Source organism: Methyloligella sp. GL2, from assembly GCF_013341275.1.
In the GTDB taxonomy this organism is placed as follows: Bacteria; Pseudomonadota; Alphaproteobacteria; order Rhizobiales; family Methyloligellaceae; genus Methyloligella.
Window position 1 is genome coordinate 1,405,013 of record NZ_CP054476.1, and the last position, 17,438, is coordinate 1,422,450.

The 17,438-nt window shown below is 63.0% G+C and carries 20 protein-coding genes; 10 read left to right on the forward strand and 10 right to left on the reverse strand.

What is annotated here, in order from left to right; translation table 11 throughout:
• Positions 1 to 145: 145 nt before the first annotated feature.
• The 5 genes from HT051_RS06610 to dusA all read left to right on the forward strand — a co-directional run bounded on the left by HT051_RS06610 (position 146) and on the right by dusA (position 5,060).
• Positions 146 to 1,189 (forward strand): alcohol dehydrogenase catalytic domain-containing protein, encoded by a 1,044-nt coding sequence (locus HT051_RS06610; RefSeq protein WP_174541305.1) that lies wholly within the window; start codon positions 146 to 148, stop codon positions 1,187 to 1,189.
• 62 nt (positions 1,190 to 1,251) lie between these two features.
• A complete protein-coding gene (locus tag HT051_RS06615) occupies positions 1,252 to 2,196 on the forward strand; it encodes an ABC transporter substrate-binding protein (RefSeq protein ID WP_174541306.1) in 945 nt (314 codons plus the stop codon).
• 90 nt (positions 2,197 to 2,286) lie between these two features.
• Positions 2,287 to 3,096, forward strand: a complete 810-nt coding sequence (locus tag HT051_RS06620) for an ABC transporter ATP-binding protein (RefSeq protein WP_246810203.1) — start codon at positions 2,287 to 2,289, stop codon at positions 3,094 to 3,096.
• 37 nt (positions 3,097 to 3,133) lie between these two features.
• Positions 3,134 to 3,880, forward strand: coding sequence for an ABC transporter permease (locus HT051_RS06625; protein WP_174541307.1), 747 nt, complete (start codon positions 3,134 to 3,136; stop codon positions 3,878 to 3,880).
• 208 nt (positions 3,881 to 4,088) lie between these two features.
• The gene (gene dusA / locus HT051_RS06630; protein WP_246810236.1) at positions 4,089 to 5,060 is read left to right on the forward strand and encodes a tRNA dihydrouridine(20/20a) synthase DusA; all 972 of its coding nucleotides are present in this window, start codon (positions 4,089 to 4,091) and stop codon (positions 5,058 to 5,060) included.
• A 269-nt stretch (positions 5,061 to 5,329) separates the two neighbouring features.
• Here dusA and HT051_RS06635 read toward each other — a convergent pair whose 3' ends face one another.
• Together HT051_RS06635 and HT051_RS06640 are read right to left on the reverse strand one after the other, a co-directional pair.
• The gene (locus HT051_RS06635) at positions 5,330 to 5,932 is read right to left on the reverse strand and encodes an isoprenylcysteine carboxylmethyltransferase family protein (RefSeq protein WP_174541309.1); all 603 of its coding nucleotides are present in this window, start codon (positions 5,930 to 5,932) and stop codon (positions 5,330 to 5,332) included.
• A gap of 57 nt (positions 5,933 to 5,989) precedes the next feature.
• Positions 5,990 to 7,489 carry a phosphomannomutase/phosphoglucomutase gene (locus tag HT051_RS06640; protein WP_174541310.1) on the reverse strand — a complete coding sequence of 500 codons (1,500 nt, stop codon included), beginning with the start codon at positions 7,487 to 7,489 and terminating at the stop codon, positions 5,990 to 5,992.
• A gap of 206 nt (positions 7,490 to 7,695) precedes the next feature.
• Here HT051_RS06640 and HT051_RS06645 point away from each other — a divergent pair, with 206 nt between their 5' ends.
• The gene (locus HT051_RS06645; protein WP_174541311.1) at positions 7,696 to 8,091 is read left to right on the forward strand and encodes a VOC family protein; all 396 of its coding nucleotides are present in this window, start codon (positions 7,696 to 7,698) and stop codon (positions 8,089 to 8,091) included.
• A gap of 21 nt (positions 8,092 to 8,112) precedes the next feature.
• On the opposite strand, the gene HT051_RS06650 is transcribed toward HT051_RS06645, so the two are convergent.
• From HT051_RS06650 to HT051_RS06665, 4 genes are all read right to left on the reverse strand, one after another.
• Positions 8,113 to 8,664, reverse strand: a complete 552-nt coding sequence (locus tag HT051_RS06650) for a TIGR02281 family clan AA aspartic protease (RefSeq protein ID WP_174541312.1) — start codon at positions 8,662 to 8,664, stop codon at positions 8,113 to 8,115.
• A 72-nt stretch (positions 8,665 to 8,736) separates the two neighbouring features.
• On the reverse strand, positions 8,737 to 9,441 hold the full coding sequence (locus HT051_RS06655; protein WP_174541313.1) for a TIGR02281 family clan AA aspartic protease: 705 nt from the start codon (positions 9,439 to 9,441) through the stop codon (positions 8,737 to 8,739).
• A 32-nt stretch (positions 9,442 to 9,473) separates the two neighbouring features.
• Positions 9,474 to 9,653: a DUF1289 domain-containing protein gene (locus HT051_RS06660; RefSeq protein ID WP_174541314.1), complete on the reverse strand. Its 180-nt coding sequence runs from the start codon at positions 9,651 to 9,653 to the stop codon at positions 9,474 to 9,476.
• A 133-nt stretch (positions 9,654 to 9,786) separates the two neighbouring features.
• Positions 9,787 to 11,322 (reverse strand): HAMP domain-containing sensor histidine kinase, encoded by a 1,536-nt coding sequence (locus HT051_RS06665; RefSeq protein WP_246810204.1) that lies wholly within the window; start codon positions 11,320 to 11,322, stop codon positions 9,787 to 9,789.
• Positions 11,323 to 11,567: 245 nt separating this feature from the next.
• Here HT051_RS06665 and HT051_RS06670 point away from each other — a divergent pair, with 245 nt between their 5' ends.
• From HT051_RS06670 to HT051_RS06680, 3 genes are all read left to right on the forward strand, one after another.
• Positions 11,568 to 12,311, forward strand: a complete 744-nt coding sequence (locus HT051_RS06670; protein ID WP_174541316.1) for an MBL fold metallo-hydrolase — start codon at positions 11,568 to 11,570, stop codon at positions 12,309 to 12,311.
• Between the two features lie 22 nt (positions 12,312 to 12,333).
• Positions 12,334 to 12,978, forward strand: a complete 645-nt coding sequence (locus tag HT051_RS06675) for a uracil-DNA glycosylase family protein (RefSeq protein WP_174541317.1) — start codon at positions 12,334 to 12,336, stop codon at positions 12,976 to 12,978.
• 95 nt (positions 12,979 to 13,073) lie between these two features.
• On the forward strand, positions 13,074 to 13,553 hold the full coding sequence (locus HT051_RS06680; RefSeq protein ID WP_174541318.1) for an Lrp/AsnC family transcriptional regulator: 480 nt from the start codon (positions 13,074 to 13,076) through the stop codon (positions 13,551 to 13,553).
• 340 nt (positions 13,554 to 13,893) lie between these two features.
• Here the strand turns inward: HT051_RS06680 and HT051_RS06685 are convergent, their stop codons facing one another.
• Both HT051_RS06685 and HT051_RS06690 read right to left on the reverse strand, forming a co-directional pair.
• The gene (locus HT051_RS06685) at positions 13,894 to 14,769 is read right to left on the reverse strand and encodes an NAD(P)-dependent oxidoreductase (RefSeq protein WP_174541319.1); all 876 of its coding nucleotides are present in this window, start codon (positions 14,767 to 14,769) and stop codon (positions 13,894 to 13,896) included.
• 96 nt (positions 14,770 to 14,865) lie between these two features.
• Positions 14,866 to 15,558, reverse strand: a complete 693-nt coding sequence (locus HT051_RS06690; protein ID WP_246810205.1) for a 2OG-Fe(II) oxygenase — start codon at positions 15,556 to 15,558, stop codon at positions 14,866 to 14,868.
• Between the two features lie 408 nt (positions 15,559 to 15,966).
• Between HT051_RS06690 and HT051_RS06695 the strand changes: the two genes are divergently transcribed.
• The gene (locus tag HT051_RS06695; protein ID WP_174541320.1) at positions 15,967 to 16,269 is read left to right on the forward strand and encodes a hypothetical protein; all 303 of its coding nucleotides are present in this window, start codon (positions 15,967 to 15,969) and stop codon (positions 16,267 to 16,269) included.
• A 98-nt stretch (positions 16,270 to 16,367) separates the two neighbouring features.
• On the opposite strand, the gene HT051_RS06700 is transcribed toward HT051_RS06695, so the two are convergent.
• Positions 16,368 to 16,586 carry a hypothetical protein gene (locus HT051_RS06700; protein ID WP_174541321.1) on the reverse strand — a complete coding sequence of 73 codons (219 nt, stop codon included), beginning with the start codon at positions 16,584 to 16,586 and terminating at the stop codon, positions 16,368 to 16,370.
• 66 nt (positions 16,587 to 16,652) lie between these two features.
• The gene (locus HT051_RS06705; protein WP_174541322.1) at positions 16,653 to 17,390 is read right to left on the reverse strand and encodes a DUF1045 domain-containing protein; all 738 of its coding nucleotides are present in this window, start codon (positions 17,388 to 17,390) and stop codon (positions 16,653 to 16,655) included.
• Positions 17,391 to 17,438 lie beyond the last annotated feature (48 nt).

The following is a 17,438-nucleotide window of genomic DNA, read 5'->3' on the forward strand; positions in this document are numbered from 1 at the left end:
TGGGGCGCAATTTTTGCCCAATGTTTAGGCGTGATCGCGCGTTGACTAATTTGCAAACTATCCATAATCTCAATCGCATGCAATATCGTAAAAACTGTACAATGAACTTGCGGTAGAGATTGGTTTGCGAAGGGACGTCACGCTGATGCCAGAGGTTAAGACACTCAAGAGTAGGGCCGTTAAATTCAAGGGACCCAACCAACCTTTCGTGCTCGAAACCGTCGATGTGCGGGAGCCCGGGCCTGATGAAGTCCTCGTGCGGGTCAAGGCTTGCGGGATGTGTCATACGGAGCTGCATCTGCGCGACGGCGTGGTGGATTTCGGCGCACGGGACATCGCTGTCGGCCACGAGATTGCCGGGACCATCGAGCAGGTGGGGAAGAATGTGGACCCCTCCCGGCTGAACGAACGGGTGCTCGTCTATTATTATGAAGGGTGCGGGGCCTGCGAATATTGCGCCCGCGGGGATGAACATCTGTGTGCGACGCCCAAGGGGCAGCCTGGTTTTCGCAGCGATGGAGGCTATGCGGATTACGTCGTCACACGCGCCCGCAACTGCGTGCGGGTTCCCGACCACGTGCCGCTGTCTCACATCGCGCCGATGGGCTGTGCCGGCACCACGGCTGTGCATGCAAGCTCTCTTGCAGAGATCAAGCTGCGCGAATGGGTGGTGGTCTATGGTGCCGGCGGTGTCGGGCTGGCGCTGGTGCAGATCGCCCATGCCGCCGGAGCTCGGGTCATTGCCATCGACATGGAGCCGAAGGCCTTGGATCTGGCCGAGAAGTCCGGCGCCGATGCCATCATCAATGCCGGGGAGACGGAAGATTGCGTTGCCGCGGTGATGGAGCTGACCGGCGGGAAGGGGGCGGACGTCGCGTTCGATCTCGTCGGCACCGATGCGACCATGACCGCCGCCAGCCAGATGCTCGGGCGCCGCGGCCGCCTGGTCTTCATCGGCTATTCGGGCGACTCTTTCCGCATTCATCCAGTCGAGGCCATCGTGCGGGAGCTGAAGATCATGGGATCGGTCGGCTCCACGCTTTACGATCTGCAGCGCACCGTGGACCTGGTCGCTTCCGGCATTCTCAAGCCGGTGATCGATCGGGAGTTGCCGCTTGAAGATTTCGAGAAGGGGCTTGAGGCGATCGAACGCCACGAGCTGCTCGGACGGGCTGTGCTCATTCCGTAATCCTGCACCCAAGCCCGCATCGCCCATCCTCCAATCCAGACGCTCACGTGAAGGGGAATATCGTGTTTCTGATCAGAATAGTTTTTGCCGCCATGCTGTTGGTGGCCAGTACTGGCGCTGCCATGGCGGCCGACAAGGTGACCGTGCTTTTGGATTGGTTCGTCAATCCGAACCAGGCGCCGCTTTTCGTCGCCAAATATATCGGCGCCTACGAAAAATACGGGCTCGATGTGGAGCTGATACCGCCGGCCGACCCGAATTTGCCGCCGCGCTTGCTCGCCGCGGGGAAAGCGGATCTCGCCATCAGCTATCAGATCCAGCTCAGTATTCTGCGCGATCAGGGACTGCCGCTGAAGCGGGTGGCGACCTTGATCGACACACCGCTCAACTCGCTGACCACCATCTCTTCCACGGGCATCGAGTCACTGGCCGATTTCAAGGGCAAGAAGATCGGCGTCTCGATCAGCGGCGTGGAGAATGCGCTGGTCTCGGCGATGATCGGCACGGCGGGTCTTAGCCTCGACGATGTCGAACTGATCAATGTGAACTTCCAGAACGTGCCGGCGCTGATGGCCAAGCGGGTCGATGGGGCAATCGGCTCCTACCGCAATTTCGAAGTGACGGAGCTGAAATCCCGCGGTCTCACTCCGGTTGTGTTCTATCCGGAAGAGAATGGGGTGCCGATCTATGACGAGCTGATCGTGCTCGCCAATGACGACAATATCGACAATCCGAAGATCGTCCGCTTCGTCAAAGCCATGCAGGAGGCGACGATCTATCTGCTGAACCATCCCGACGAGATGTGGGAGGCATTTATCGCCGAATTTCCGGAGCTCGATAACGACCTGAACAAGACGGCCTGGCAGTTGACCCAGCCGCGCTATGCCAAGAATCCCTTTCTGCTCGATACGCAGCGCTATGACGAGATGCAGAAGTTCCTGGTCGAGAAGGGCGTCATCGATAAGCCGCAGAAGGTCGAAGAAATCGCGGTCGAGCTGCCGCACTGAGTGGCCCTGCAGAATGCGGTCCGCGTCGCTGCCAGAGCAGGGCGCGGGCCGCATCGGCCGATGCGACGTCAAGAGGGAGCCTGAAGTACCATGCTCAATACCATCTTCGCCTCGCGGCCTGAGGAGAGCAGCGTGAGGGAAAACCGCTGCGACGGTCCTATGTCCGATTGTCCCGCCATCTATATCCGAGACCTCAAGCTGGCCTATGGCGGGCACGTTATTTTCGAGGGGCTCGATCTCGATATCGAAGCGGGACGGTTCACCACGCTTCTGGGAACCAGCGGCGTCGGCAAGAGCAGCTTGCTGAAAATCGTCGCCGGGCTGCAGGCGCCGACCGGCGGCACGATCGCGGCATCCGACGGCAAGCCGATCTCGCATCGCATCGCCTATATGGGGCAGCAGGATTTGCTGTTCCCGTGGCTGAGCGTGGTCGAGAACGTGATGCTCGGCTCACGCCTGCGCGGCGATCGGCGCGACCCCGATCGCGCGATGCACATGCTGGAACAGGTGGGGTTGGCCGATCGGCGCGATGCATTGCCGAGCCAGCTCTCCGGCGGTATGCGGCAGCGAACGGCGATCGCCCGGACGCTCTATGAGAGCCGGCCGATCGTGCTGATGGACGAGCCGTTTTCCGCGCTCGACACCTTCACGCGTTCGAAGGTGCAGGAGCTTGCCGCCGAGACCCTGGCGGAGCGCACCGTGCTTTTGATCACCCACGATCCTCTGGAGGCCTGCCGACTGGGGCACAGGCTTTTCGTGCTCTCCGGCTCGCCGGCCAAGCTGAGCCCGCCGATCAGCGTGCCCGGCTGTCCGCCGCGCTCGCCGGAGGATCTTGGTTTGTTGGAAACCCAGGCAGAGCTGATGGGCACTTTGCTCGATGCACATACGGCGGCGGATTGATCGCGTATCGCCGTCGCAGCCGGAGGATAATTTCGCCATGCGCAATGCCACCCGACCCTTTGTAACCGCCGCGGTGATGATCGCGCTCTGGTGGGCGATCGCCCATCTCTCCGGCCTGCCGGACTACATGCTTCCGAAGCCCGAGGAGGTCGCTGCGATCCTGCAGAAGAAATACGCCTTCCTATTCGAGCATACGCTGGTGACGGTCTCGGAGATTCTGCTCGGCCTGTTATGTGGCACTGCGCTGGGCAGTCTCTGCGCCATATTGATGATGCTCTCGCCGGTGGTGCAAAGATGGCTGTCGCCGATCCTGGTGTTCAGCCAGGCCATGCCGGTCTTCGCCATCGCCCCGCTGCTCGTTCTGTGGTTCGGCTTCGGCATGTCGTCGAAGATCGTGATGGCGGTGCTGATTATCTTCTTTCCCGTAGCGGCTGCCTTCTATGACGGTTTGCGGCGCACCGAGCCGGGCTGGCTGGAGCTCGCCCAGACGATGAACACCTCGAAGCTCGGCATTCTGCTGCGCGTCCGGCTGCCCGCAGCCTTGCCGGCCTTCGGCTCGGGCTTGCGGGTTGCTGCGGCAGTCGCGCCGATCGGCGCTATCGTCGGTGAATGGGTCGGCTCCTCGGCCGGGCTCGGCTATGTGATGATGAATGCCAATGCCCAGGTGCGGACCGATGAGATGTTCGCCGCGCTCCTGATCCTATCCGCCGTCGCGCTGACCTTATGGGCGCTGGTGAATTTGATGCTGCGGCGCCTGTTGTTCTGGGCACCGGATTCTCATTAAGCCTGACGCGTGTCTTCAGCGTATGCGGCTTCACGCGTGCGGGCCCCGGCCAATTCGGCTAGAGATACCCCTGGACAAGGCGCCCGGTTGCGGCGTACCCCGCGAAGGCGCGGCCCGTGAAGGCTTTGCCCCGAGTGCACGATCCGATCTCTTCAGCAGATGGCCTTGAGCTTTGGAGCAGCAGAGTAAAACATTTTCCGTGGCGCCGATGATGGAGTGGACGGACCGGCATTGCCGGTACTTCCTACGCCTGATCTCTTCGCGCGCGCTGCTCTATACCGAGATGGTCACCGCCGATGCGGTGCTGCATGGCGACAAGCTGCGGCTGCTGGGGTTCGATCCGGATGAGCACCCGGTGGCGCTGCAGCTTGGCGGCAGCGAGCCGGAGAGATTAGCCCGTGCCGCTGCGATCGGCGAAGCCTTTGGCTATGACGAGATCAATCTGAATGTCGGCTGCCCGTCGGATCGGGTGCAGTCGGGCCGGTTCGGCGCCTGCCTGATGGCGGAGCCCGATCTCGTGGCCGATTGTGTCTTCGCCATGGCGGCGAAGGTCTCCGTGCCGGTCACGGTGAAGTGCCGCATCGGCATCGACGAGCAGGATGCCGAAGAAGATCTCAACCGCTTCATCGACCGGGTGGCCGAGACCGGCTGCAAGAGCTTCACGGTCCATGCCCGCAAGGCCTGGCTGCAGGGCCTCAGCCCGAAGGAGAACCGGGACGTGCCGCCGCTCGATTACGCCCGCGTCTACCGGCTGAAGGCGCGGCGGCCGGAGCTTGAGATCGCCATCAATGGCGGTATCGACACTATTGCCGCGGCGGAAGCCCATCTGACCCATGTCGATGGAGTGATGCTCGGCCGCGCCGCCTATCACAATCCCTATCTCCTCGCCGAGGTGGATCGCGTCTTCTATGGCGAGACCGCGCCGGCGCGCTCGCGCGTCGAGGTGCTGGAGGCTTTCATGGGGTACGCGGAAGCCGAGCTTGCTCGCGGTATCCGGCTGCAGCAGCTCACCCGGCATATCCTTGGGCTGTTTCACGGCCAGCCGAAAGCGCGGGCCTTCCGCCGGCTGATCGCCGAGCGCGCGCATCTGGACGGCGCCGGGCTCGAAGTGCTGGACGAGGCGATCTCGATGATGCGTGGCGTGGAGCAAACGCCGGCTGAGGTCATCGCGGCGGAGTAGTTCCGGTTTCTGTCGGGCAGGGTGTACCCCTTCTCACCGTCGTCATGCCCGGACTTGATCCGGGCATCCACGCCGTTCCCTCTCGGCGCAGTGTGGCGTTTGCTCTTCTGACTCCAGCGCAAACTGCTAGGTCACGGCATGGACCCCCGGGTCAAGCCCGGGGGTGACGAAGGAGGATGAGGCTTGTCCGGGCATGACAGGAGAGGATGAGGAGGGCCGTCTTCTCTCACGTTCGGCATGACGACGGAGAACGTCGTGCCGCCGGCTGCCTACCCCGCATCCCCCGCAGGCGCTTTCGGTTTCAGCCCGAGCAGCGCCTGGATGTCGAGAAAGCGGGAGGTCTTGGCGCAATAGGCGTCATAGGTCGCGCCGTAGAGCTTGCGCAGCCAAAGCTCCTCGGTCAGCGCCATCTGCACATAGGCGGCGCTCATCACCACGCAGAGCACGATGGTGAGATAGGAGTTGGCGAAGATCGCCAGGCCGATCAGCCCCAGGATCGAGAAGGTATATTGCGGGTTGCGGCTGATATTGTAGAGCCCGCCGGTCACCAGCCCGTCGGAGCCGCAATAGGTGTTGCCGAGGCCGAGATTGAAATAGCCGGCGATGCAGATGCCGAAGCCGGCGACGAAAAGCGGCACGCCGATGAAGAAACGGGTTTCGTTCAGCAGCGGCACCGCGTTCCAATCGAGAAGACCGGTGGCGAAGGTCAGCACCATGCCGCCGCGGAACAGCGTCCAGAAGGTACGGCTCTGCCAGGAGCCGGGCTCCGGCGCGGGCCAGAGCCGGAACTCCGGCACGAGCTGCGTGGCGAGCAGCAGCGCGTTGAGCGTTAGCCCGAAGATCAAGCCGATGGCAAAAATCAGTTCCGTCATCTTACCGGCGAACCAAGCAGACTCGGTTTACAGATTTGCGACGGCGCCGCGCCGCCCTCAGATCTTCTGATTATACGCACCAACCTCCGGTTGTTGCGAGAGCACATCGTCGATCTCCTTGAAGATCGCGCGCATATTCTCTTCCGAGGTCGGGCTCTCCACCACCACGACAAGCTCCGGCTTGTTGGAGGAGGCGCGCACCAATCCCCAGGTGCCGTCCTCCAGCACGATGCGGATGCCGTTGACGGTGATCAGCTCGGCGATCTTCTGCCCGGCGAGGGTGCCGCCCTCGGCCGCCAGATCCTGGAAGTGCTTCACGATACGATCGACGACGTCATACTTCTTCTCGTCGTCGCAATGGGGCGACATGGTCGGCGATTGCCAGGTCTGGGGCAGGTCTTGGCGGATCTCGGCGAGGGTCTTGTCGGCATTGCGATCCATCATGTCGAGGATGGCGATGGCCGAGACCAGCCCGTCGTCGAAGCCGCGCCCGATGGGCGGGTTGAAGAAGAAATGGCCGGATTTCTCGAAGCCGACCAGGGCGCCGGTCTCGTGGCTGTAGCGCTTGATGTAGGAGTGGCCGGTCTTCCAATAGGCGGTCTTGGCGCCGTGCTCCTTCAGCACCGGGTCGGTGAGGAACAGGCCGGTCGATTTCACGTCGACGACGAAATGAGCATCCTTGTGCAGGGCGGAGATATCGCGGGCGAGGATCACGCCGACCTTGTCGGCGAAGATCTCCTGGCCTTCATTGTCGACCACGCCGCAGCGATCGCCGTCGCCGTCGAAGGCAAGCCCCAGATCGGCGTTGTGCTCCAGCACGCAGTCGCGGGTCGCATGCAGCATGCCGAGATCTTCCGGGTTCGGGTTATGGGCCGGGAAGCTGTGGTCGAGATCGCAATTCAGCGGGATCACCTCGCAGCCGAGCTTCTCCAGCACTTGCGGGGCGAAGGCGCCGGCGGTGCCGTTGCCGCAGGAGACCACGACCTTCATCTTGCGGGTGAACGGCGCGCGGTCGGTGAGGTCCGCCATATAGCGCTCCGGGATGTCGGGCACGTAGGTGTAGGCGCCGCCGCCCGGGGTGGGCAGCTCGCCTTCCAGCACCAGCTGCTTCAGCTCGGCCATGTCGTCGGGGGCGAAGGTGAGGGGGCGCTCCAGCCCCATCTTGATGCCGGTCCAGCCATTGTCGTTATGGCTGGCGGTGACCATGGCGACGCCTTCCACCTCCAGCTCGAACTGGGCGAAATAGGCCATGGGCGAAAGCGCCAGGCCGATATCGTAGACATGGGCGCCGCCGGCCATCAGCCCGTCCATCAGCGCGGCCTTGATGGCCGAGGAATAGGAGCGGTAGTCGTGCCCCACCACGATGCGGGCCGGCACGCCGCGGCGCTTCATCAGCGCGGCAAGCCCCAAACCCACCGCCTGGATCCCCATCAGGTTGATCTCTTTTTCGAATAGCCAGCGGGCGTCATATTCGCGGAAGCCGGTGCGCTTCACGAAAGGAAGCCGTTCGAAGTCGAGCGTGTTGGCGACGAGGTCTTGGCGTGGCTTTGGAAACATTCTGCCCCCTTTGACGTGGCGGATGAGCGGTGCGCCGGGTCTCCGGCGCCCCACGAGGAATGATGCGGGCCCGGCTCGGGTTCCGGGCATGGCCTAGATGCGCAACTGTCATAGACCGCAGCTGGTATATAACAGAGCACATGGCGAGAGCGTGTCAGCAAATGACAGCTGCGCTGGCGATTTTAGGATTTTAAGGAGCCCGTTGCATGTTCAGCTACATGATGATCGGCAGCAACGACCTTGCGCGCTCGATTGCGTTCTATGATCCCGTGATGGAAGTGCTCGGACATCCGCGCATCTATCTGGAGGAAACCGACGGGGCGATGTGGGGGAAGCCCGATCCCGGACCGCATATCATGCTGGCAACGCCGTTCGACGAAAAGCCTGCGACGGTCGGCAACGGCATGATGATCTCCTTCCTGGCGGAGAGCCGGGCGATGGTGGACCGGTTCTACGAGGCGGCGCTGGCGAATGGCGGTTCGGACGAGGGGCCGCCGGGCCTGCGGCTCTATTACGGGCCGAGCTTCTACGCCGCCTATGTCCGGGACCCGGACGGCAACAAGCTCAATGCGGTTTGCTACGAGGCGGAAGAGGAGGAGTGAACAGATAAGGCGCGCGGCAGGTCAGCGGGTCAGCACCAGCTCGCCATTCTCGATCTGAAAGCGCTTGAGCTTGCCCAGGAAGCTCATACCGAGCAGGTTGGCGTGCAGCCGGCCGCGCTCGGCGACGGCGGCGGGCACGTCATAGAGGACGATGCCGCCCAGGGCGATCTTCTTCAGCTTCACCGGTGCCACGGCGGCGACGCCGTTGGCGGTCTGGGCCCGCCCGGAGAAGTCGAGGCTTTGCGGCGAGAGGCCGGCGCGGCGGGCATCCTCGTAAGTGAGCACCACCAGCGAGGCGCCGGTATCCACCATCACATCGATGAAGCGTCCGTTGATGGCGGCCTTGGTGGCGTAATGGCCGCTGCGGTCGCGCGGGATGCGGACCATATTGGAGAAGCCGCTAGAGGCCGGTTCGGGTGCTTTTGCCTCCTGCTGCCACAGATCGGTCAGCGTGGCGGAAGGCGAGACCAGGCGTCCCAGATCTTCGGCGAAGTAGATCGCTACGCCGACAGCGACAGCCGCGCCGGTCCAGGTGAGGCTCTGCAGGATCAGATGGCGGGTGCCGGTGCTCAATCGCGGTCTCCGGGCCTCGTCGGCCAAGGCATCTGCGGCGCAAAACTGCAGCTCAAGTTCAGCCGCGCAAGCTTAGCCGCGCAAGGTCAGGTAATCGCCGGAAAACTCATAAGAGCGAAGCCGGCTTAAGAAACTCATACCGAGTAGGCTCTCCGACAGCCCGCCGCCCTTGCGGGTGACGAGGGCTGAAACGTCGCTGCGGGTGAGCGGGCCGATCTTGATCTCGCCGATACGCACCCGTGCCGCCATGGTAGTGCCGTTGGCGGTCATCACCGGGATATTGTAGCGGAGCGATTTGGTATCGATGCCGATCGCCTTGGCGTCGCCCTGGGTCAGCACCACGGTGGTGGCGCCGGTATCGACGATCATGGTGATCGACTTGCCGTCGACATCGGCTTCGGCGGTGAAATGGCCGCCGAGACGCCGGGTGAGCTTCACCTCGGCCTCGCCGGAGGCGCTCTGCTCCACCACCATGCCGCGGCCCGGGATCAGCTCGCTGGCCACCCGGTCGGCGATCGGCATCAGCTCGCCGCGATAGGCGTAGAGCGTGACGAGGCCGAGGCCTATGGCCGCCCAGGTGACGATGTCGCGGAGCATCTGTCCGGCCCGGCCGCCATAGCTTCCGAGCAGACCGCCGCCGAGATAGACCAACAAGGCCGCGCCGAACACGACGAAGCCGAAGGTCTCGGCATCCAGGCTGGCGATGGTGCCGGAATCGTTGGCCACGAGGAGAATGCCGCCAAGCGCCAGGATGAAAAGTGCAAGCCAGGTGGACACGGGGGAGGGCTGCCTTTCTCAGATCTTCGGGGTCACGGCTTTTCCGCCGCTTTCATCGTCTTCAGCCGTTCCGGCAGGCGCGCCATGATCGCGCGGCGCTCGTCGTCGGTCAGCCGGATCCAGCTTGCGATCTCCGCAATGCTTCTGCCGCAGCCGCGGCACATCTCGGTCTCCTCGTCGATCTCGCAGACGCTGATACAGGGTGTTTCCACGAAGATCGCATCCAACCGTTGAGAGGAAAACCGGCCTCGCCCGCAGCCGAACGGTTTGCCGGCGGCGCGCGGAGGCTCGCCATTATTTAGGGGGTCGAAGCCGCAAGAACAATTGTGGGGCGTTCGGGGTGCCTCAGGCAGAGCGCTTGGTGGCCTGCTGCCACAGCCAGGGGCGGTTCTTCTGCTGGCTGGTTTGGGGCGTCTCTTCGGCCTCGCCGGTTTCGCCCGGCTCGGCAATGCGGGGCAGGGCTTCGGCGATGCGCTTGGGCGGGAAGGTGACGATCACCTCGGTGCCGTAGCGCAGCTTGCTCTTCAGGTCGAACTTGCCGTCATGCAGCTCGGCGAGGCCGCGCGTGATGGGCAGGCCGAGGCCGGTGCCGCCCTCGGCGGTCTCATGGGCCAGGGAGCCCTGGCCGAAGCTTTGCAGCACGCGGGGGATCTCGTGCTCGGGAATCCCCGGGCCGGTATCCTTCACCTTCAGCACTTGTCCGCCGTCTTCTGTCCTGTGCACGGCAAGGGTGACGGTGCCGCCGGAGGGGGTGAACTTGATGGCGTTGGAGATCAGGTTGAGGCAGATCTGGCGCATGGCGCGCTCGTCGGCCCACAGATTTTGCAGATCGGGTTCGAAATCCTCGACGATCTTCAGCCCCTTATTTTCCGCGCGCACATGCATCAGCCGGCGGCAATCGGCGGCGATATCGGCCAGCGCCACGGAGGATTCGTGCAGCTGGTAGCGGCCGGATTCGATGCGGCTGATATCCAGCACCTCGTTGATCAGGTTGAGCAGATGCTGGCCGCTGTGATGGATGTCGTTGGCGTATTCCTTGTAGGTCGGGTTGGAATGCGGACCCAAGATCTCGGCGCGCATGATCTCCGAGAAGCCGAGAATGGCGTTCAGCGGCGTGCGCAGCTCGTGGCTCATGGTGGCGAGGAAGCGCGACTTGGCGATATTCGCCTCCTCGGCGCGCGAGCGCGCATCGTCCGAGATGGATTTCGATTGCTCCAGCTCGGCGATCAGCGCGTCCTTCTCGGCGCGGAACTCCAGCATGGCGAGGACGGTGCCGTTCACGCCGTTCATCAGCCAGATGAAATAGATATGCACGCCGACGGCCATGGCGGCCATGGCCCAGTAGAACGGGTTGTCCAGCAGCGCGAAGCGGATCACCAGCGCCGCCGTCATCGGCAAGGTGCCGGCGTAGACGATGGACATATTGGTCGATGCGAACAGCATGCGCATCGAGATGACGACGAGCACCGAGGCGAAGATGAAGGTATGCGCCGATTCACTTTGGGTGTCGGCGTTGATGAAGACGACGCTGGCCCAGCAGACGCCGTAGAGGAATTCGGCGGCGGTGATCTTGGCGCGCCAGACATTGGGCTTGGCCTTCTCCTTGGGGATCTTGGAGAACTGCCGGCACAGGCTGAGCAGGATGCCCTTGGAGATGAACACCATCACCAGCCAGTAGATCAGCGGCTGGACCGGCGCCCAGAACATCATGCCCATGGCGACGATGATGGCGAGAAGCGGGGTGGTGAGCGCCGCCGCCAGCTCGTTCTTCACGAACATGAGCAGCAGGTCGTAATCGAATTCGGGCTTGAAGCCGTTCTTATAGGCGAGCTTCTCGCGCGCTTCCTGGACGCTGCGTGAGGAGCGGCGTCTGGCGCTCATGGCCGCGGGCCTCCTCGCCCTGGCCTCCGCTGACAGTTCGACCGTCATCGCTTTACGCTCGCCCCAGACTCAAAGACAGTGTTCCGCAAAACTGCACCCCAAAAGCCCGGTGCGGAGGCCTCGCCCGGGTTTTGCCGCTAACGTTCCGTGAACTATGTGGTGAAAATCCCTAATGCGGCGTTTACTTTCGCGCCGGTGTGAGACGGGCCTGAATGGCCGGAAAGACGGGGACTGGGAGACAAGCGATGCGTTTGACGATTGTCGGCTGTGGCGATGCGTTCGGGGCAGGAGGACGGCTCAATACCTGCTTTCATGTCGAGAGCGGGGAGCGGCGTTTCCTGATCGATTGCGGTGCGACCAGCCTGGTCGGGCTGAAGGCGCTCGGGATTCCCACCAACGAGATCGACACCATCTTCGTCACCCATCTGCATGGCGATCATTTCGGCGGGCTGCCCTGGATAATCATCGATGCCAAGCATCGCAGCATGCGCAAAGAGAAGCTGACCATCGTCGGGCCGGAAGGGATCGAGGAGCGCTTGCGCATTGCCGGCGAGGCGCTGTATCCGCATATCCTGTCGGGCGAATTGGATTTCGAGCTTTGCTTCGAGGAGCTGGAGGCGGAGACACCGCATCAGAGCGGCGATGTCCTGCTCACCGCTTTCGAAGTCGTGCACCCGTCCGGCGCGCCGCCCTATGCCTTCCGCTTCCTGATCGAGGGCAAGGTGCTCGCCTTCAGCGGCGATACCACTTGGACGGATTCGCTCATCGGTGCTGCGAAGGGCGCCGACCTCTTCATCTGCGAGTCCTATCAATACGATACGCCCAACCCGGTGCATCTCGACTTCAAGACCATCGACGACAATTTCGAGCGGCTCGGTGCAAAGCGCATCCTGCTCACCCATATGGGGGAGGAGATGCTGGCCCGTGCCGGCAATGTCGATCCGGACCGTTACGGCGCCGCCGAGGACGGGATGGTGATCGAGCTTTAGAGGCTGTGCCCGGAGGCGCGACGTGACGCCGAATTCCGCGAACCTGGAAAAGCTTCTCGCCGAGGTCAGAGCCTGCCGCTATTGCGTCAGCGAGGCGGTGGCGAACCCGCTGCCGCATGAACCGCGCCCCGTTCTGCAAGCGAGCCTCGGCGCCCGGCTCGCCGTATGCAGCCAGGCGCCCGGCACCAAGGTGCATGCGTCGGGCCGTCCCTTCACCGATCGTTCCGGCGACCGCTTGCGGGAATGGATGGGGGTGACGCCGGACGTGTTCTATGACGAGCGGCGCGTCACCATCATCCCGATGGGATTTTGTTTTCCGGGGCAGGATGCCAAGGGCGGCGACCTGCCGCCGCGGCGCGAATGCGCCTCGCTCTGGCATGCGAAGCTGTTCGACAGCCTGCCCAAGCTGGAGCTGATCTTGGCGATCGGTTCTTACGCCCAGCGCTGGCATCTGGGGCCGGCGGCGGGCAAGACCTTGCAGGAGACCATGCTCGCCTGGCGGACGCATCTGTCCCGTGAGGACGGGCCGCCCGTCCTGCCTCTGCCGCATCCCTCCTGGCGCAACAATGCCTGGCTGAAGAAAAATCCCTGGTTCGAAGCGGAGCTTTTGCCGGTTTTGCGGGCGAAGGTGCGCGCGCTGGTTTCGGACGGCCGAGCTTCGGCTTAGAAAGAAAAACTACATTTGACCGATTTTTGCCTTTCAATTTGCGCAATAGGGGTATAGTCGGCGGTCGAATAGAAATTTTCTTTCGGCTGGATGATATGATCGACAGGATGGACCGCAAGATCCTCGAAATCTTGCAGCGCGATGCGACCGTGCCGGTGGCGGAGATCGGCAAGCAGATCGGGCTTTCCACCACACCGTGCTGGCGGCGGATCCAGAAGCTGGAGGAGAGCGGCGTGATCCAGCGGCGGGTGGCGCTGCTGGAGCCGAAGAAGGTCAATGTCGGGGTGACGGTGTTCGTCTCCATCACCACCAGCCATCACGAGCAGGATTGGCTGGAGCGCTTCCACGAGGTGGTGAGCGAATTCCCCGAGATCGTCGAGTTCTACCGCATGAGCGGCGAGGTGGATTATCTGCTTCGCGTGGTGGTGCCGGATATCGAGCGCTACGACACGTTCTACAAGAAGCTGATCTCGCGCATCGATCTGACCGATGTCAGCTCGGCCTTCGCCATGGAGCAGATCAAGTTCACCACCGCCCTGCCGCTTAACTATGCGCTGCCGGAAGAGGCGGCTTAGGCGGAACCTCTCACAGTCCGAGCGCGCTCTTGCACGGTGTCATCGCTTTTGCACGGCGTCATCCTGAGGCGGCTGCCAAAGGCAGCCCTCGAAGGATGGGCTTGGTGAATGGCCTCGGTCATCCTTCGAGGCTTCCCCGGATAAATCCGGGAAAGCGCCTCAGGATGACGGCCCGTGGCGTTGTGCATGCGCTCGGTTGTCATGGCAAGGCGTCATACCGGCGAAAGCCGGTATCCGACGGGAAGTATCGGCCTGCGCAGGGTGCTCGCTGGATTCCGGCTTACGCCGGAATGACGGCCCGTCGTGTTGCTGCCGACGGGAATAATGGCCCGTCGCGTTTCTAGTCCTTGTCGCCGGTCAGGCGGGCGATCAGGCTGGAGGTGTCCCAGCGCTTGCCACCCATCTCCTGCACCTCGGCGTAGAACTGATCGACCAGGGCGGTGACGGGAAGCTGGGCGCCGTTGGCGCGGGCCTCTTCCAGACAGATGGCGAAATCCTTGCGCATCCAATCGACGGCGAAGCCGAAATCGAATTCGCCCTTGGCCATGGTCTCCCAGCGATTCTCCATCTGCCAGGACTGCGCCGCGCCTTTAGAGATGGTGGCGATCACCTTCTCGATATCCAGCTCGGCACGCTCGGCGAAGGCAATCGCCTCGGCCAGGCCCTGGACCAGGCCGCCGATGCAGATCTGATTGACCATCTTGGTGAGCTGGCCGGAGCCAGAGGGGCCGATCAGATTGACCGCCTTGGCATACGCCTCGATCACCGGCTTGGCGGCGTCGAAATCCGATTGGTCGCCGCCCACCATCACGGTCAGCGCGCCATTTTCTGCCCCCGACTGGCCGCCGGAGACCGGCGCATCGAGAGAACCGGCCTGCCGCTCCTTGGCCGCCGCATAAAGCTCGCGGGCGATTTTGGCCGAGGCGGTGGTGTTGTCGACGAAGACCGCGCCGGGCTTCAACGCGGCGAAGGCGCCGTCCGGCCCCAGCGTCACCTCGCGCAAATCGTCGTCATTGCCGACGCAAGCGAAGACGAAATCGGCGCCCTCGGCGGCCTGTTTCGGGGTGGGGGCGGACGCACCGCCATGCTGCGCCAACCAGCTTTGCGCTTTTTCCGGTGAGCGGTTGAACACGGTCACGTCGTGACCTTGGGATTTGATGTGGCCGGCCATGGGGAAGCCCATGACGCCGAGGCCGATCCAGGCAATCTTACTCATGGCGGCTACTTAGCCCGGCGCGGCCCCGCTTTCCAAGAGCACGTCTCGAAAAGCGGGGGCAGGCGGTAAAAAGAGATGGAGTGGCTTGATGCGCGCTTACGCGATCGGCGCTTCGGGGAAGGCCAGCTGCTCGCGGGCGCGCCACTCATTGGTGACGTAGTTGATGATCACCGACTGGCGCACGCCCTTGATCGGGCGCGATTCGAAGCCGTGATAGGTGTTGTCGCCGGGGATGAACACCAGCGCCAGGTTGGGCGCGAAAGGCGAGCGGCCGACATGCTGCTTGTCGGCGTCGTAAATGTCGGTGCCGAGCTCGTCATGGCCTTCCTCGTCGGAGAGGTAGAGCAGCATGGTGAAGGCCTTCACGCCGAGATCGGTATGGGGCTCGAGCCAGAAGCCATTGGTGTCCTGCGCATATTCCAGACGCAGATAGGTGCCGGCGAGATCGGTGCCGAACGCCTCTTCGATCTTCTTGGTCACGCGCGGATCCTGGAAGGCCTGGGCGAACGCCTCGCAGGCCTGATATTTGCCGCGGTTTTCCACATCGATATATTTGCGGGTCTTGTTGTGCAGCTCGCGCTTGCCGGAAACGCCTTCTAGCGAGGGCGCGGGGAAGGGCAGGCCGGCAAGCTCGGTCAGAATGTCGTCCGGCACGCACGCCTCGAGAATCCAGTGGCGATAGGGCTCGCCGTTCTGTTTTGCGGTGTCGATGCTGTGCAGTAGCGACTGAACGATATCCTCGGCAGAGGATACGGGCTCAGCATGCGAAAGAGCGGCGCTCTCGGACATCTGAATCACTCCCACGGATGTTATTGCTTGGCGGCACGTCGCCGCCAATCCCCTTCGGTTAATATGACTCTTATCATCGCAGGAAGACCCGCGCGAGGCTCTTTGTTGCGGTATTTCGACAATGCGCGCGACGCGCGTGGCGATAGCCAGGCTCTATCGCATCATGGCTTTGTTTTTGTGAGCTTTTTGCCACAGGCTGTGCCTCTTGCGCATCGCAAAAAAAGCTTCATTCTATATGTTGCGGTGCAACACCGTCTTTGTTCGGGGTTTAATGAAAACCACTTCTTGCAGGGAAGAGAGGTTCGAATGAAAGACCGCACAAGATGGATTGCCGGGGCCATATTCGGTCTGGCTCTCGCGATTGGGACGAGCGGGGCGGCTTCGGCGGCTGATGAGAGCGGTGCGAGGATGACGGCGAGCCAGGAGAAGGCGTTCGATATGATCGCCATGTCCGGCTTCGGCGGCGGTATCTGGGCGAATTACATTCCCGACGGCGTGACCGGCGAGTTCGACAGCTACGATCCGGTCGGGCTGATGGCGGGCGATCTGATCAAGGCCGATTGCTCGCTGAGCTGGCGCGGGCCGGAAGGCAAGACCTATTGCTTCTCGACGGCGCCGTCGCTGGTCTATTTCCAGGATTTTCCGGAGCGGAATATCCGCAAGGCCAAGAAGGCCTATGAGAGCCTGACCAGCGGCAAGCCTGGATCCTGAGGGATCGGCGGGGATTACGGTAAAAGCGTTCAACGACTGAAGGCTGCGGCGGTTCGCCGGCAGCGTTCAGGCACGTCTTCATCGTGCAAGGCGCGCGGTTAGTGAACCCGTCCCCAGCGCCCGTTCGGGACTGCCGCAAGCTCCAGGCCTTCGCCGAGCTCCTCGCCATCCTCGTCTTCGAAGACGACGGTGACGGTCTGCTCCGAACGCAAGCACTCGGCGAGCATCTCCAGCAGCGAGGCGTGCAGCTCCCTCTCCGATTCCAAATGCGGCGGATTGGCAGCGAGAAACGCCAGTATTTCTCCGTAGTCGGGCATATGGGACCCCCGTCCTAATTCCCCAGCTACGGAGAAGCCTGATGCAGAGCTGTGTCAGAACTGTGTTCACGCGCCGAGGCTGTGACGTCCCACCACACGCAACGGCGCTGCGCTTTTCGGGGCGGCCATCAGGGAGAGGGCGTCGATCTCGATCCCCTCGCGGCAGATCACATCGAGCACCGGGGCCAGAGCCTCGGCCACCTGCTCCAGCTTTGCCGGTTCGAGCCGCCCGGTGAGGCGGATCGAGAAGCGGAATTCGCTCATCGCATGGGGGTCGCCGAAGCTCTCCAGCAGCAGGCGCTGATAGGGGCTCAGATGCGGGAAGTGCTGCTCGCGCTCCTCGGCGCTGAGCGCGTCGGAGAACTCGTCGAAGGCATTGATGCATTGCGCTTCGAGCCAGGCGACGCTCAGCGCGGGGTCCTGCGGCGCCAGGGCAAGGGCATTGCCTTGCCGGACCAGCGCCAGCGGTCCGGTGCTGACCGGCTCGTGCTTGGCGGCGAAGCGCTGCAGCTCGGCGTTCAGCCCGTCGGGCGATTTCTCCTCCCGCAGTGCGAAGGGCGCTTTGAACGCGACATGCAGCCCGTGATAGCGGTTGGGGTGCGAGGGGGCGGACTTGGTCTCCGGCGGCGCTTGATCGGCGAAGCTATCGAGCGCGTCGGATTCGCCTATGCGTCCGAACCAAGAGCGGCTGAACGCCGCAAGCGTTGTGTCGGGCCGGGGCGTAAAAAAGATAGCGTAACGCGCGGAGCTCGATTGCAGGGGGGCATTTGGCGCCGCAACATCGTTTTTTTTGCATGGCAGCATCGATTTGTCTCCGCATTATCGCCGGGACGGAAGCGTGCCCGGTCCTTA

Coding starts and splice junctions, on each gene's coding strand:
- dusA (WP_246810236.1), top strand. CDS start 4,089: ATGATGGAGTGGACGGACCGGCATTGCCGGTACTTCCTACGCCTGATC.
- HT051_RS06700 (WP_174541321.1), bottom strand. CDS start 16,586: ATGCCCGACTACGGAGAAATACTGGCGTTTCTCGCTGCCAATCCGCCG.
- HT051_RS06665 (WP_246810204.1), bottom strand. CDS start 11,322: ATGAGCGCCAGACGCCGCTCCTCACGCAGCGTCCAGGAAGCGCGCGAG.
- HT051_RS06610 (WP_174541305.1), top strand. CDS start 146: ATGCCAGAGGTTAAGACACTCAAGAGTAGGGCCGTTAAATTCAAGGGA.
- HT051_RS06625 (WP_174541307.1), top strand. CDS start 3,134: ATGCGCAATGCCACCCGACCCTTTGTAACCGCCGCGGTGATGATCGCG.
- HT051_RS06695 (WP_174541320.1), top strand. CDS start 15,967: ATGACGGCGAGCCAGGAGAAGGCGTTCGATATGATCGCCATGTCCGGC.
- HT051_RS06705 (WP_174541322.1), bottom strand. CDS start 17,390: ATGCTGCCATGCAAAAAAAACGATGTTGCGGCGCCAAATGCCCCCCTG.
- HT051_RS06670 (WP_174541316.1), top strand. CDS start 11,568: ATGCGTTTGACGATTGTCGGCTGTGGCGATGCGTTCGGGGCAGGAGGA.
- HT051_RS06690 (WP_246810205.1), bottom strand. CDS start 15,558: ATGTCCGAGAGCGCCGCTCTTTCGCATGCTGAGCCCGTATCCTCTGCC.
- HT051_RS06685 (WP_174541319.1), bottom strand. CDS start 14,769: ATGAGTAAGATTGCCTGGATCGGCCTCGGCGTCATGGGCTTCCCCATG.
- HT051_RS06635 (WP_174541309.1), bottom strand. CDS start 5,932: ATGACGGAACTGATTTTTGCCATCGGCTTGATCTTCGGGCTAACGCTC.
- HT051_RS06620 (WP_246810203.1), top strand. CDS start 2,287: ATGCTCAATACCATCTTCGCCTCGCGGCCTGAGGAGAGCAGCGTGAGG.
- HT051_RS06640 (WP_174541310.1), bottom strand. CDS start 7,489: ATGTTTCCAAAGCCACGCCAAGACCTCGTCGCCAACACGCTCGACTTC.
- HT051_RS06680 (WP_174541318.1), top strand. CDS start 13,074: ATGATCGACAGGATGGACCGCAAGATCCTCGAAATCTTGCAGCGCGAT.
- HT051_RS06645 (WP_174541311.1), top strand. CDS start 7,696: ATGTTCAGCTACATGATGATCGGCAGCAACGACCTTGCGCGCTCGATT.